A 13,905-nucleotide genomic window follows, 5' to 3' on the forward strand; every position below is an offset into this window, starting at 1 on the left:
TTAACCAACCTGTCGGGTCAGTACACCTAGGCGCGAGTCCGTCTCAGCGGGGACGACTTGACCGGTGGGGGTACGCGCTCAGTTGCTCCTTCGTCGCAAACGCGCGCACCCCCACCGGCACCATCGTCTAGCGGCCGCTGGGCGTGAGGCCGAGCGAGCGGCCGGCGAGGCCGCGGGAGCGGGTGCCGAGCTCGCGGGCGATGCCGCGCAGGGCGACGGCGGCCGGTGAGGTCGACCCATCCAGGACGATCGGGGTCCCCTGGTCGGAGCCGATGCGCAGGGCCGTGTCGAGCGGGATCTGGCCGAGCAGCGGCACGGGTGCACCGATGGTTCGGGTGAGCGAGTCGGCCACCGCCTGCCCGCCTCCGGAGCCGAAGATCTCCTGACGGGACCCGTCGGGCAGCTCGAGCCAGGACATGTTCTCGATGACGCCGGCGACCCGCTGGTGGGTCTGCACGGCGATCGCGCCGGCCCGCTCGGCGACCTCGGCGGCGGCCTGCTGGGGCGTCGTCACGACGAGGATCTCGGCGCCGGGGATGAGCTGGGCGACCGAGATCGCGATGTCGCCGGTGCCGGGGGGGAGGTCGAGCAGGAGGATGTCGATGTCACCCCAGAAGACGTCGGCGAGGAACTGCTGGAGGGCACGGTGCAGCATCGGCCCACGCCAGACGACGGGCTGGTTGCCCGGGACGAACATGCCGATCGAGATGACCTTCACGTCGTGGGCGATCGGCGGCAGGATCATGTCGTCGACCTGCGTCGGCCGCTGCTCGACGCCGAGCATGCGCGGGATGGAGAAGCCGTAGATGTCGGCGTCGACGACGCCCACCTTGAGCCCCTGCTGGGCGAGCGCGGCGGCGAGGTTGGCGGTGACGGAGGACTTGCCGACGCCGCCCTTGCCGGAGGCCACGGCGTAGACCCGGGTGAGGCTGCCGGCCTTGGCGAAGGGGATCTCCTTGTCGGCCGCGCCACCGCGCAGGTTGGTCCGGAGCTCGGCCCGCTGCTCCTCGGACATCACGCCGAGCGTGACGTCCACCGCGACGACACCGGGAACCTTGAGCAGCGCGTTCGTCGTGTCGTTGGTCAGCGTCTCCTTGAGCGGGCAGCCCGCGATGGTGAGGAGCACGGTGACCGCGACCCGACCGGAGGCGTCGCACTCGACCGACTCGACCATGCCGAGCTCGGTGATGGGCTTGCGGATCTCGGGATCGTTGACGGTGGCGAGGGCGGCGCGGAGGGCGTCGTCGCTCACGGGTGCAGCGGTGACAGGCATTGCTCCATGCTAGGTCGGTTGCCCGCCACGACCGCCATCGGCCCGGCCCCGGCGGCTGTCTGACTGGTCACTCCGCGGGGTCGGGGCGGCCTTGCTGATCGTCAGGCCCCGCTCCTCCATCTCGTCGAGGAGGTCGCGCAGCTCGCCGCGGACGAAGTCGCGGGTGGCCGAGTCGCGCATGGCGATCCGCAGGGCGGCGACCTCGCGGGTGAGGAACTCGGTGTCGGCGAGGTTGCGCTCGTCGCGGGTGCGGTCCTGCTCGAGCATGACCCGGTCGCGGTCGGCCTGGCGGTTCTGGGCGAGCAGGATGAGCGGGGCGGCATACGACGCCTGCAGGCTGAGCACGAGCGTGAGGAAGATGAACGGGTAGTCGTCGAAGCGCCAGTCGGTGGGGGCCAGCAGGTTCCACAGCACCCAGACGAGGACGACGAAGGTCATGCCGATGAGGAAGTACGCGGTGCCCATGTAGCGGGCGAACTTCTCCGAGAGGACGCCGAAGGCCTCCTCGGTCAGCGACTCGGGTCGGGTGAGGAACCGGCGGCCGGCCTCGCGCGGCTGGTCGAGCCGCGGGCGCTCGCGGCGGTCAGCCATGGGGGGTCACCTCGTGGCGGTCGTCGCGCCAGTCGTCGGGCAGCAGGTGGTCGAGGACGTCGTCGACGGTGACCGCGCCGACGAGCAGGCCGTTCTCGTCGACGACGGGCAGGCCGACGAGGTCGTAGGTCGCGAGCAGCCGGGTCACCTGGCCGACGGTGGCGTCGGTCGTCACCGGCTCGACGTCCTTGTCGAGGATCGTGCCGATGGACGCGTGCGGGGGCTCGCGCAGCAGCCGCTGGATGTGGACCATGCCGAGGAACTTGCCGGTCGGGGTCTCCAGCGGGGGTCGGCACACGAACACCGTGCAGGCGAGAGCGGTCGAGAGCTCCTTGCGGCGCACGACGGCGAGGGCCTCGGCGATGGATGCGTCCGGCCCGAGGATGACCGGCTCGGTCGTCATGAGCCCGCCGGCGGTGTTCTCGTCGTAGGTGAGCAGGCGGCGCAGGTCGGCGGCCTCGTCCGGCTCCATGAGCTGGAGGAGCTCCTCCTGGCGTTCGGCCGGCAGCTCGGCGAGGAGGTCGGCGGCGTCGTCGGGCTCCATCGCCTCGAGGACGTCGGCGACGCGGTCGTTGTCCAGGCCTGCGATGAGCTCGACCTGCTCGTCCTCGGGCATCTCCTCGAGGACGTCGGCGAGCTGGTCGTCGGCGAGCGCGGCGGCGACCTCGGCGCGGCGCTTGGCCGGCAGGTCGTGGATGGCCTCGGCGAGGTCGGCCGGCTTGAGGTCCTCGTAGTGCTCGAGCAGCCGGGCGGCGCTCTGCTCGTCGGTGGTGTCGCGCAGCCCCGAGACGTCCTCGATCGGCACGACGAAGGTCTCGCCGCGGCGCCGTCCAAGCCGCGAGATCGAGCGGGCGGACGTGCGCCGCACGAAGACGCGGGTGACCGACCAGCTGCGGGCGTGGTTCTGCTCGAGGCCGATGTCCTCGACGGTGGCGTCGATGAGCTCGCCCTGCTCGTCGCGCACCCGGACGTGCCGCTCGATGAGCTCGGCGAGCACGAGGGTCTCGTTGGCGCGCTGCTCGAAGCGGCGCATGTTGACGAGGCCCGTCGTGATGACCTGCCCACCCTCGACGGAGGTCACCCGGGTCATCGGGACGAAGACCCGACGCCGGCCCGGCACCTCGACGACGAGGCCGATGACGCGAGGTCGCGTGCGGGTGGCGCTGAACGTGAGGACGACGTCGCGCACCCGCCCCACCGGATCGCCCAGGGGGTCGAAGACGGCGAGCTCGGCCAGTCGGCCGACGAAGACGCGGGTGCTCGTGCTCACGCCGCAAGGTTAGTCGCGTCCGCGGCCCCGCCAGTGCCAAGGTCGCCAGCGCGCCGTCGTCCCACGGCCGGGGGAGACGGTGACGCGTCCCGCCTCGTCGCCGTACGCCCCGGGCGACTCGTCGGGTCGGCCGTGCGGCGCGAGGACGTGAAGGACGGCGCCCTCGCGCCAGCGGGCGAGGACGTCACCGGTCGCGTTGAGCCGGGCGGCGCGCAGGACCTCGGCGGCGGCCTCCCACTCGGGCGTGCTCGGCGCGAGCTCTCGCACGGTGGCGCGCAGACGGAGCAGCCGCCCGCCGGTGTCCTTGCTGCGCAGGATGAGGGTCACCTCGGGCGGGAGGAACGGCAACCGCTGCTCACCCGGGCCCGAGACGACGTAGGCCGCCGGGCCGGCGCCGCGCGGGTCGTCGTCGTCGTGCCAGACGAACCAGACGGCGTGGCTGCCGCCGCCGGGCACCTCGACCCACATCACGCCGGACTTGCTCGCCGCCTCGGCGAGGAGGCGGGTGACGTTGACCGGGGAGGGTGTCTCGGGCGAGCCGCTCACGGCGTGAACTCTGTCATAACGCCGCCCCCGCCCGCACTGCTAGCGTCCGGCAGCATGCGCTCACCCAAGGACTTCTTCGCCCCGCTCGCGGTCGGTGCCCCCACTCCCGTGCGCGAGGTGCCGGCCCGGCCCAGCCGGATGATCCACTTCTTCGACCCGAGCAACGAGAAGATGGCGGCCAAGGTCCCCGGGATGGTTGGCTCCGTCGACGTCCTGCTCGGCAACCTCGAGGACGCCGTCAGGGCCGACCGCAAGGAGGCGGCCCGCCAGGGGCTCGTCGACATCGCGAAGGCCACCGACTTCGGTGAGAGCACGCAGCTGTGGACGCGCGTCAACAGCCTCGACAGCCCGTGGGCCCTCGACGACCTCGTCACCCTCGTCACCGAGATCGGCGACCGGCTCGACGTCGTCATGGTGCCCAAGGTGCAGGGCCCCGAGGACATCCACTACGTCGACCGGCTGCTCGCCCAGCTCGAGGCCCGGGCCGGGCTGACCCGTCCGATCCTCGTGCACGCCATCCTCGAGACCGCCCGCGGCGTGGCCGACGTCGAGGCCATCGCGGGAGCGTCACCGCGGATGCAGGGCATCAGCCTCGGGCCGGCGGACCTCGCCGCGGACCGACGGATGAAGACGACCCGGGTCGGCGGCGGGCACCCCGGCTACCTCGTCCGCGCGGACCCGGCGACCGACCTCGGCGAGGGCGTCGACCCCGTCACCGCGCCCCGCGCCACCCACCAGCAGGACCTGTGGCACTACACGATCGCCCGCATGGTCGACGCCTGTGCGATGCACGGGATCTTCCCGTACTACGGACCCTTCGGGGACATCAAGGACGTCGTCGCGTGCGAGGACCAGTTCCGCAACGCCTTCCTCCTCGGCTGCGTCGGCACGTGGACGCTCCACCCGGTCCAGATCGACATCGCCAAGCGCGTCTTCAGCCCGTCCGCCGCCGACGTCGCCCACGCGCGCCGGGTCAGGGAGGCGATGGGGGACGGCACGGGCGCCGTGATGCTCGACGGACGGATGGAGGACGACGCGTCGCTCAAGCAGTGCCTCGTCATCCTCGAGCTGGCCGAGCGGCTCGGGGCCACCGACCCCGAGCTCGCCGAGCTGTATGCCGTCCGGTCACCGTCCGCCGAGGGTGAGGGGTCCTGATGGGCGAGCAGGCGGCATACACCCCCCGTCGTTCGGTCCTCTACATGCCGGGCTCGAACGCACGCGCCCTCGAGAAGGCGAAGACGCTGCCGGTCGACGGACTCATCCTCGACCTCGAGGACGCCGTCGGCCCGGACCACAAGGAGGCGGCGCGCGACGCCGTCTGCGCCGCGGCCCGGTCGGGGGAGTACGGCTCTCGCGAGCTGACGATCCGGGTCAACGGCATCGGCACACCGTGGCACGACGCCGACCTCGCCGCCGCTGGGGCGGCCGGACCGGACGGGGTCGTCGTCCCCAAGGTCGGCTCGGCCGACGAGGTCCGTTCCCTCGTTGCCGCGCTGGAGGCCGCCGGTGCGCCCGAGCACACGCGGCTCTGGGCGATGGTCGAGACCCCCGAGGCGGTCTTCAACGTCCGCGAGATCGCGGCCGCGTCCCCGCGCCTGGCGGTGCTCGTCATGGGCACCAACGACCTCGTCAAGGAGCTGCGGGCCGAGCACGTCCCCGGCCGTGGACCCCTGCTCACCGCGCTCCAGCTGTCGCTGCTGGCCGCGCGCGAGTCCGGGATCGCGATCCTCGACGGCGTCCACAACGATGTCACGGACGCCGAGGGGTTCGAGGCCGAGTGCGTCCAGGGCCGTGACCTCGGCTTCGACGGCAAGACCCTCATCCACCCCGGGCAGGTCGAGCCCTGCAACAGGGTCTTCGCGCCGAGCGAGGAGGCCGTGGCCGAGGCCCGCGGCATCCTCGAGGCGTGGGCGGCGGGCGCCGGGCGGGGCGTCGTGACCCACCGTGGGCGGATGATCGAGAACCTCCACGTCGAGGTCGCCCGCCGGGTCATCGCCACCCACGAGGCCGTCTCCAGCCGGTAGTCCCCGGTCTCGGGCGGACAGTGAGTGGCCCGCTCCTCATCTGCGATCAGGGCCGACGTAGTCACCCTGGGTGGCGCGTGGGCGATTCTCCTCCCGGCGAGCAACCGTCTGCTCACCTGAAGCGTCGGACGTTGTGACAGCTGAAGGTCAGCAGGTCGCTACGCAAAGGCAGGGGCACCATGAGGAGAGAGGACAGCGAGGTCGCCCGTCGGACGCTCCTCGCAACAGGGGCTGGGGCCGGGTTCCTCGGCATCGCAGCAGTGGCAGCACCGGTGGCGGGGGCCGCCACCCGACCCACGCTCGTTCGCGGGTCCACGGGTTCGTACGTCGTCGCGGCGCAGAACCGGCTCAACCAGCTCACGTACTGGTGCGGCAGGGCCGACGGGAGCTTCGGTCCGCTGACCCAGCAGGCGGTGTGGGCCCTGCAGAAGGTCGCACACGTCTCCCGCTCGGGCCGGATCGACGCGGCGACCTGGGGGCTGCTCGACCGGGGGGTGCGGGCGAACCCCCGAACGACCAGCGGCACCGTCATCGAGTGCGACCTGGCCGAGAACACGCTCATGCTCGTCTCGAGCGGCCGGTTGCGCCACACGCTCAACACGAGCACCGGCAGCGGCGAGCGCTACTACTCGAGAGGCATGTGGCGCACCGCCTACACCCCCAAGGGGGTCTTCTCGGTGTACTACCGCTACACCTCGGGGTGGCAGACCGGCGCCCTGGGCTCGATGTGGCGCCCGGCGTACTTCAAGAGCGGGTGGGCCATCCACGGCTCCACCTCGATCCCGCCGTACCCGGCGTCGCACGGCTGCCTGCGGGTCAGCGTCTCGGCGATGAACCAGCTGTACGCAGAGGGCTGGCCCGTCATCGGACGCCGGGTCTGGATCTACTGACGCGCCGTCACGAGACCGTCTCCAGCCGGTAGTCTTCACCCCAGACTTCCCGCGTTCCCGACGAGTCCAGGCAACCTTCTGAGGCGCTGGTGCGTCGACGAGGACGAGGGCCACCGTGGAGAGCAGGGGAACGATGGAGACCAGGGGACACGAGGTCACACGACGCGCTGCCGTCTCGGCGGGCGTGGGCGCGACCGTCGCAGGTGCGGCCGTCGCCGCGTCCGCCACGGCGCAGGCCGCCGGGCGCCCCGTCGTCGTCCTCGGGTCGAGGGGTCCGTCGGTGACCTACGCCCAGCAGCGCCTCAACGCGCTGGGCTACTGGTGCGGGACCCCGGACGGCATGTTCGGCCACCTCACCCAGCAGGCCGTGTGGGCCCTCGAGAAGTCGGCGGGCGCCCGGCGCAGCGGCCGCCTCGACCTCTCCGGCTGGGGCCTGCTCGAACGCGGCGTCAAGCCCCGCCCGCGGAGCACGTCGGGGACGGTCATCGAGGTCGACCTCACGAAGCAGATCCTCATGGTCATCGGCAGCGGTCGGCTCGTCTACACGCTCAACACGAGCACCGGCAGCGGCGAGCGGTACTACTCCAAGGGCACGTGGAAGACCGCGTGGACCCCCACCGGCAGCTACTCGATCTACTACCGCTGGCCCAGCGGCTGGCAGGTCGGCTCGCTCGGGGCCATGTGGCGGCCGACGTACTGGCGCGAGAGCTGGGCGATCCACGGGTCGACCTCGATCCCGCCCTACCCCGCCTCCCACGGCTGCTGCCGGGTGAGCACCGCCGCGCAGGACATGCTCTGGGCCGGCAGCTGGGTCAACCTGGGCCGCAAGGTCTGGGTCTACTGAGCACCGGCCTGAGCACAGGGCTGAGCACCCGCCGGGGCCGCTGACCCCGCGTCACCAGGTGGACCCGGCCGCGACGGCGGCGACGTCACCGAAGACGAGGTCGTCGTCGACGGCCAGGCCGCGCCTGCGGAACCACTCGCACATCGTGCGCACGTCGCGCTCGAGGAACTCGAAGCCGTGCGGGTTGCCGACGACGTCGACGATCTGCGGCCAGTCGATGACGACGATCCGGTCGTCGTGGACGAGCACGTTGTAGGGCGACAGGTCGCCGTGCGCCCAGCCCTCGCCCGCGAGGGTGAGGACGACGTGGCGGAACTGCTCGAACAGCTCGGCGAGGAGGTCCGGTGCCGGGCGCACCTGCACCAGCCGGGGTGCCGCCGTGCGGTCGGTGCCGATGAACTCCATGAGCATCTCGGCCTCGTCGAGCTGGACGGGGTAGGGAACCGGCAGGCCCAGCTCCCAGAGCCTCGCCAGGGCGTCGAACTCCGCCGCCGCCCACTGCCCGGCGATGAGGGCGCGACCGAACTCGGTGCGCCGGGCCATCGCCCGCATCTCGCGGCTCTTGCGGACGCGGCGGCCCTCGAGGTAGCCGCCGTCCCGGTGGAACAGCCGGTGGTCCGCCCCGCGGTAGCGCTTGGCGGCATGGATGCTCTCGCGCGGCGAGGCGGTGCCGTCCGGCAGCCACCGGCGCACGAGGTGGACGTCCGCCTCCTTGCCGGTCTTGAGGACGCCGAGGTCCTCCTCGACGGCGCCGAGGGCGGTGATGACCCAGTCGGGTCGGGGTTTCGGCCCGTGCAAGGCGCCGTCCCAGGTGGACCAGCGCTCGCCCTCAGGTGGGGCGTCAGGACAGGTGTTGCTCGCGAAGAGAGGCGACTCGGTCGCCAGCTCGTGGAAGGTCATGGGTGGACTCCGAGGTGAGAGGGATGAGGGCGCGGGAACGGCCCGGGACAGTCGTGGACATGTCGCGCCTCCTCGGAGTCGTGCAGCGGCTCGGGTGCCGTGCGGTGGCCACCAGCGTGGCAGGTGCCGGGGCCGGCCCGCCACCCCTTTTTCCCGTCGAGGGGTGGGGGGACTCACACCCCGGTTCGCTGGGGCGGGTCGGGGGCGGACGGCATACTCACAAGGGTCGATCCGACCCCCACGACCAAGGTGGCACCCGCGAATGTCCCGGCTCCAGCGCACAGACGGCCTCACCGACGAGCAGACCGAGCTCATCAAGCTCGTCCGGCGCTTCGTCGAGGAGCAGATTCTCCCGGTGGCGACCGAGCTCGAGCACCGGGACGAGTACCCGACCGAGATCGTCGAGGGCATGAAGGAGATGGGGATCTTCGGCCTGATGATCCCCGAGGAGTACGGCGGTCTCGGGGAGTCGCTGCTGACCTACGCGCTGGTCGTCGAGGAGATCGCCCGCGGGTGGATGTCGGTGAGCGGCATCATCAACACGCACTTCATCGTCGCCTACATGCTCCTCCAGCACGGCACCGAGGAGCAGAAGCAGCGCTACCTCCCGCGGATGGCGACCGGCGAGGTCCGTGGCGCCTTCTCGATGTCCGAGCCCGGCCTCGGCTCCGACGTCGCCGCGATCACGTCCAAGGCCGTCGCCGGCGAGGGTGAGGGGGTCGACCAGCAGTGGAGCGTCAACGCCCAGAAGATGTGGCTCACCAACGGGGGCAGTGCCAACCTCGTCGCCGTGCTCGTCAAGACCGACCTCGGTGAGTCGGACTCGCCGTACAAGAACATGACGACCTTCCTCGTCGACAAGGAGGCGGGCTTCGGGCAGACCGCCCAGGGCGTCACCGTCCCCGGCAAGATCGACAAGATGGGCTACAAGGGCGTCGACACCACCGAGCTCATCCTCGAGAACCACGAGACGACGTCCGCGCAGATCCTCGGCGGGGTGCCCGGCAAGGGCTTCTACCAGATGATGGACGGCGTCGAGGTCGGCCGGGTCAACGTCGCCGCCCGCGCCTGCGGGGTGGCGCGGCGGGCGTTCGAGCTCGGCATCACCTACGCCCAGCAGCGTGAGACGTTCGGGAAGCCGATCGCCCAGCACCAGGCCATCCAGTTCCGCCTCGCCGACATGGCGACCAAGGTCGAGGCCGGGCACCAGATGATGGTCAAGGCGGCCCGGATCAAGGACGCCGGGCAGCGGAACGACCTCGAGGCCGGCATGGCGAAGTACCTCGCCGCCGAGTTCTGCGCCGACGTCGTCGAGCAGTCGTTCCGCATCCACGGCGGCTACGGCTACTCCAAGGAGTACGAGATCGAGCGCCTCTACCGCGAGGCACCGATGCTGCTCATCGGCGAGGGCACCGCGGAGATCCAGAAGATGATCATCGGGCGCCGGCTGCTCGAGGAGTACGCGCTCAAGCGCTGACGCCTCGTCGTATGCCGGTCGGCGGCCGCCCAGCGCACGTGCAGCGGCGAGTGGGAGACTGAGGGCATGAGCACCCAACCGACGCGTGGTCTCGGACCGGCCGCGGCTGCGCAGATCCTCTCCCTCGAGTACCCCATGTCCCTCGGGGTGCACGACACGTACGCGTCCGCGCAGAAGGTCGTCGACTACCTGTCCGACCACGACTTCCCGGTCGAGAACGTCCTCATCGTCGGTACCGACCTCAAGCAGCTCGAGCGCGTCACCGGACGGCTCACCCGCAGCCGCGTCATGCTCGGTGGCGTCCTGTCGGGCGCCTGGCTCGGCCTGCTCATCGGCCTCATCTTCGCGATGTTCGACACGAGCGGGTTCTCGTTGACGTCGGTGCTCGCGACCGTCGTCTTCGGTGCCGTCTTCGGGACCATCTGGGCGGCGGTCGGCTACTCCGTCACCGGAGGGCAGCGCGACTTCACGTCGGTCACGCAGGTCGTCGCGACGAAGTACGAGGTGCTGACCGAGCACAAGCACGCCGCGCGGGGCCGCGAGCTGCTCCGCGAGATGGACCCCATGGCCGCCGCCCAGGCCGAGGTGCGGCGCGCCCAGGAAGCCTCCCAGTCCGCTGCCGCGGCCGATCGCGCGGCCTCTCCCACCGACGGGCCGGCTCCGCGGAACCCCGGGTGACGAGCCGCCGCCCGGGTCTAGCCTGAGCGGCATGGATGCTCCTTCGTTCGGCCCGCCGCTGGAACCGCTGCCCGAGGACTTCGCGTCGGCCCTCTGCGTCGTCGCCCACCCGGACGACATCGAGTACGGCACGGCGGCCGCCGTGGCCCGCTGGACCGAGGCCGGCAAGACCGTCACGTACTTCCTCCTCACCCGCGGCGAGGCCGGCATCGACACCATGCCGCCGGGGGAGGCCGGTCCGGTGCGCGAGGCGGAGGAGCGCGCCAGCGCGGCCGTGGTCGGGGTGACGGAGGTGGACTTCGGCAACCACCGCGACGGCAACGTCGAGTACGGCCTCGACCTGCGCCGCGACATCGCGCGCGAGATCCGTCGGCGCCGCCCGGACCTCGTCGTCACCGGGCACTACGGCGACCGGTTCGTCGCGGGGATGCTCAACCAGGCCGACCACCGGGCGGTGGGGCTGGCCACGGTCGACGCGGTCGCCGACGCCGGCAACCGGTGGATCTTCCCCGAGCTCGTCGACGAGGGGTTCGAGCCGTGGAACGTCGCGGTCCTCGCGTTCGCGGGCAGCCCGCAGCCGACGCACTACGTCGACGTGGGGGACAAGGTCGCCCTGGCGGTCGAGTCGCTCGAGGCGCACACGGCATACAACTCCGCGCTGCCGGACGAGTTCCCCAAGCCGGACCAGCTCGTGCCGATGATCCTCGAGATGGGGGCCCAGGCCGCGCAGGCCGACGGCGTGACGCACGCCCTCGCCCTCGACGTGGTCACACGGCGCTGAACCGACTGCGGCTCAGGCGTTCTCCTCGCGGACCTCGGCGATCCATGCCTCGACGTCGGCGCTCGTGCGCGGCATCGCGGCGGACAGGTTCTCGCACCCGTCCTCGGTGATGACGACGTCGTCCTCGATGCGCACGCCGATGCCGCGGAAGCGCTCGGGCACCTTGAGGTCGTCGGCCTTGAAGTAGAGGCCGGGCTCGACGGTGAGCACCATGCCCGCCTTGAGCTCGGCGTCCATGTACTCGCTGCGCGTCGCGAGGGCACAGTCGTGGACGTCGATGCCGAGGTGGTGCGAGGTGCCGTGGACCATCCAGCGGCGGTGGTACTGGCCGTGTTCGGTGTCGAGGGTGTCCTCGACGGACACGCCCTCGGGCAGCAGGCCCCAGGCGTGCAGGTGCTCGGCGATGACGGCGATGGCGGCGGCGTGGATGTCGGAGAACTTCGCACCCGGCTTCGCCGCGGCGATCCCGGCCTCCTGCGCGGCGAACACGGCGTCGTAGACCTCACGCTGCGCCTCGCTGAACGTGCCGCTCACCGGGAGGGTGCGGGTGATGTCGGCGGTGTAGAGCGCGTCCACCTCGACGCCGGCGTCGAGCAGGACGAGGTCGCCGTCGGCGACGTCGCCGGTGTTGCGGATCCAGTGCAGCGTGTTGGCGTGGTCACCCGCGGCGCAGATCGAGTCGTACCCGACACCGTTGCCCTGGTGGCGGGCGTGGAGCCCGAACACACCCTCGATCCAGCGCTCCCCGCGCCCGACCTCGACGGCCGTCTCGAGCTCGGCGATGACCGCCTCGAAGCCGACGTGCGTGGCGGCGACCGCCTCGCGCATCTGCTCGACCTCGTACTCGTCCTTGACCATCCGCTGCAGCGAGAGGGCGTGCGACAGGGCGTCGTCCTGCTCGACGAGGGACTCCTGCTCGGCGCCGTTCTCGACGCGGGCGGCGTCGAGGCGCGCGGTGAGCTCCCGGTCGGCGTCACGCACGAGACGCACCGAGACCTCGCCCGCGTCCTTGGCGGCCGCGCCCTCGAACTCGTCGATGTGGCGCGCGGTGACACCGAGCTCGAGCTCGATGTCGGCGAGGGTCGGGCGGGCGCCGACCCAGAACTCGCCATAGCGGGCGTCCGCGAAGAAGTCGTCGCTGTCGCGCTCGCCGAGGGGCCGGAAGTAGAGGATCGCCTCGTGCCCGTCCTCGGTCGGCTCGAGCACGAGCACGGCGTCCGGCTCGCGGTCGGCGCCGAGCCCGGTGAGGTGGGCGAAGGCGCTGTGCGGGCGGAAGACGTAGTCGGTGTCGTTGCTGCGGACCTTGAGCCCGCCGGCCGGGACGATGAGGCGCTGCCTGGGGAAGGAGGCGCTGACGACGGCCCGGCGCTGCGCGGCATACGGCGCCGACGCCGCCGGCTCGGTCGCCTGCGGACGGCGCTCGGACCAGTCCTCACGGACGAAGCCGCGGAACTCCTCGGTCGTGGGTCGGGCGCGGTTCTCTGCCTGCTTCTGCTCTTCGCTCACCCGCCTATGGTGGCACGCGTGTCCGCCTACGACGGGGTCACCCTGGGTGACCGCATGCGCCACCATTTCGCGGGCTCCACCGACCACCTCTACGGGGTCCTCGTGCGGGTGCTGGCGGACGACTGGGACCGTGGGGGCGTCGTGCGCGACCTGCTCGCGGGGCACGAGGACGCGCCGCCGGGGGACATGGTCCAGCTCCGGCTGCTCGCCGGCATCCACCGGGTGGTGCTGCGCGGGGACGCCCCCGAGCTGGCGCGCTTCTACCCGTCGGTCGGCGGGACGGCGGACCGGTATGCCGTGTGGCCGGCCCTCGCGGCGGTGCTGAGGGCGCATGGCGACGAGCTGCGCGCCGCGCTCGACGTCGCGCCGCAGACCAACGAGGTGGGTCGGTCGCTGGCCCTGCTCGCCGGGCTGTCGGCGGCCGTGCGTCGCACCGGGCTGTCGCGGGTGCGGCTCCTCGAGCCCGGTGCCTCCGCGGGGCTGAACCTGCTCGTCGACCGTTTCCGCTTCGTCGGCGACGGGTGGGCGGCCGGGCCGGAGGGGGCGCATCTCGTCCTGCGCGGCTGCGGCGCGGCGGGACTCGCGCCCGCGCCGTTCGAGGTCGTGGAGCGCCGTGGGTGCGACCTGCACCCGCTGGACGTGTCGGAGCCGGGCACGGAGGCCCACCTCAGGTCCTTCATCTGGCCGCACATGCCCGAGCGGGACGAGCGCCTCGTCGCCGCGCTCGCGACGGCGCGCGAGCACCCGGTGGTGCTCGACCGGGCGGCGGGGGCGGCGTGGGTGAGGGAGCAGCTGGCGTCACCCCCGCCGGAGGGAGCGCTCACCGTGGTGTGGCACTCGATCACGCGCCAGTACTGGCCGGCGGAGGAGTACGCGGCGATGCTCGCCGCCGTCGACGAGGCACGTGGTCGGCTGCCGGTCGTCCGGGTCGCGCTCGAGGACCCCGACCCGCGGCCGTCGGGCGGCACGTGGCTGCCGCAGGTCGAGGTGGACGACGACGTCATCGGCCACTGCACCCACCACGGCCCGCCCCTCACCCTGCTCTGACGACTGATTGCGCATTCTGTTCACGACCGCTGCCCGAAGGGCCGTCCGTGGTGAACGGAATGCGCAATCAGTCGGGGG

Annotated in this window: 14 protein-coding genes; 8 read left to right on the forward strand and 6 right to left on the reverse strand. The window is 71.9% G+C overall.

Annotation, left to right across the window (positions count from 1 at the left end; genetic code table 11):
• Positions 1-127 precede the first annotated feature (127 nt).
• From N801_RS17265 to N801_RS17280, 4 genes are read right to left on the reverse strand one after another with little or no spacing between them, the layout of a single operon-like run.
• Positions 128-1,273: an Mrp/NBP35 family ATP-binding protein gene (locus N801_RS17265; RefSeq protein WP_035940460.1), complete on the reverse strand. Its 1,146-nt coding sequence runs from the start codon at positions 1,271-1,273 to the stop codon at positions 128-130.
• 9 nt (positions 1,274-1,282) lie between these two features.
• Positions 1,283-1,864, reverse strand: a complete 582-nt coding sequence (locus N801_RS17270; protein ID WP_052113254.1) for a DUF1003 domain-containing protein — start codon at positions 1,862-1,864, stop codon at positions 1,283-1,285.
• Positions 1,857-3,134 (reverse strand): magnesium transporter MgtE N-terminal domain-containing protein, encoded by a 1,278-nt coding sequence (locus tag N801_RS17275; protein WP_035940461.1) that lies wholly within the window; start codon positions 3,132-3,134, stop codon positions 1,857-1,859. Before N801_RS17275 ends, N801_RS17270 begins: the two co-directional genes overlap by 8 nt.
• 9 nt (positions 3,135-3,143) lie before the next feature.
• A complete protein-coding gene (locus tag N801_RS17280; RefSeq protein ID WP_035940462.1) occupies positions 3,144-3,680 on the reverse strand; it encodes a hypothetical protein in 537 nt (178 codons plus the stop codon).
• A gap of 54 nt (positions 3,681-3,734) precedes the next feature.
• On the opposite strand from N801_RS17280, the gene N801_RS17285 reads away from it, so the two are divergent.
• From N801_RS17285 to N801_RS17300, 4 genes are all read left to right on the forward strand, one after another.
• Entirely contained in the window at positions 3,735-4,835 is a 1,101-nt protein-coding gene (locus tag N801_RS17285) for an HpcH/HpaI aldolase/citrate lyase family protein (RefSeq protein ID WP_035940463.1), read from the forward strand.
• A complete protein-coding gene (locus N801_RS17290) occupies positions 4,835-5,704 on the forward strand; it encodes an HpcH/HpaI aldolase/citrate lyase family protein (protein WP_035940464.1) in 870 nt (289 codons plus the stop codon). The genes N801_RS17285 and N801_RS17290 overlap by 1 nt, the downstream gene beginning before the upstream one ends.
• A gap of 179 nt (positions 5,705-5,883) precedes the next feature.
• Entirely contained in the window at positions 5,884-6,594 is a 711-nt protein-coding gene (locus N801_RS17295) for a L,D-transpeptidase family protein (protein ID WP_035940465.1), read from the forward strand.
• 133 nt (positions 6,595-6,727) lie between these two features.
• Positions 6,728-7,438, forward strand: a complete 711-nt coding sequence (locus tag N801_RS17300) for a L,D-transpeptidase family protein (protein ID WP_035940466.1) — start codon at positions 6,728-6,730, stop codon at positions 7,436-7,438.
• Between the two features lie 51 nt (positions 7,439-7,489).
• Here the strand turns inward: N801_RS17300 and N801_RS17305 are convergent, their stop codons facing one another.
• Positions 7,490-8,338 (reverse strand): serine protein kinase RIO, encoded by an 849-nt coding sequence (locus N801_RS17305; protein WP_035940467.1) that lies wholly within the window; start codon positions 8,336-8,338, stop codon positions 7,490-7,492.
• 262 nt (positions 8,339-8,600) lie between these two features.
• Between N801_RS17305 and N801_RS17310 the strand changes: the two genes are divergently transcribed.
• From N801_RS17310 to N801_RS17320, 3 genes are all read left to right on the forward strand, one after another.
• Positions 8,601-9,815 (forward strand): acyl-CoA dehydrogenase family protein, encoded by a 1,215-nt coding sequence (locus N801_RS17310; protein WP_035940468.1) that lies wholly within the window; start codon positions 8,601-8,603, stop codon positions 9,813-9,815.
• A 66-nt stretch (positions 9,816-9,881) separates the two neighbouring features.
• Positions 9,882-10,493 (forward strand): YflT domain-containing protein, encoded by a 612-nt coding sequence (locus N801_RS17315; RefSeq protein WP_035940469.1) that lies wholly within the window; start codon positions 9,882-9,884, stop codon positions 10,491-10,493.
• Positions 10,494-10,524: 31 nt separating this feature from the next.
• Positions 10,525-11,274, forward strand: a complete 750-nt coding sequence (locus N801_RS17320; protein WP_035940470.1) for a PIG-L deacetylase family protein — start codon at positions 10,525-10,527, stop codon at positions 11,272-11,274.
• A 12-nt stretch (positions 11,275-11,286) separates the two neighbouring features.
• On the opposite strand, the gene N801_RS17325 is transcribed toward N801_RS17320, so the two are convergent.
• Positions 11,287-12,780 carry an aminopeptidase P family protein gene (locus N801_RS17325; RefSeq protein ID WP_035940471.1) on the reverse strand — a complete coding sequence of 498 codons (1,494 nt, stop codon included), beginning with the start codon at positions 12,778-12,780 and terminating at the stop codon, positions 11,287-11,289.
• A gap of 18 nt (positions 12,781-12,798) precedes the next feature.
• Between N801_RS17325 and N801_RS17330 the strand changes: the two genes are divergently transcribed.
• On the forward strand, positions 12,799-13,827 hold the full coding sequence (locus N801_RS17330) for a DUF2332 domain-containing protein (RefSeq protein WP_052113255.1): 1,029 nt from the start codon (positions 12,799-12,801) through the stop codon (positions 13,825-13,827).
• The last annotated feature ends 78 nt before the right edge of the window (positions 13,828-13,905 follow it).

The sequence above is a fragment of the Knoellia aerolata DSM 18566 genome, from assembly GCF_000768695.1.
In the GTDB taxonomy this organism is placed as follows: domain Bacteria; phylum Actinomycetota; class Actinomycetes; order Actinomycetales; family Dermatophilaceae; genus Knoellia; species Knoellia aerolata.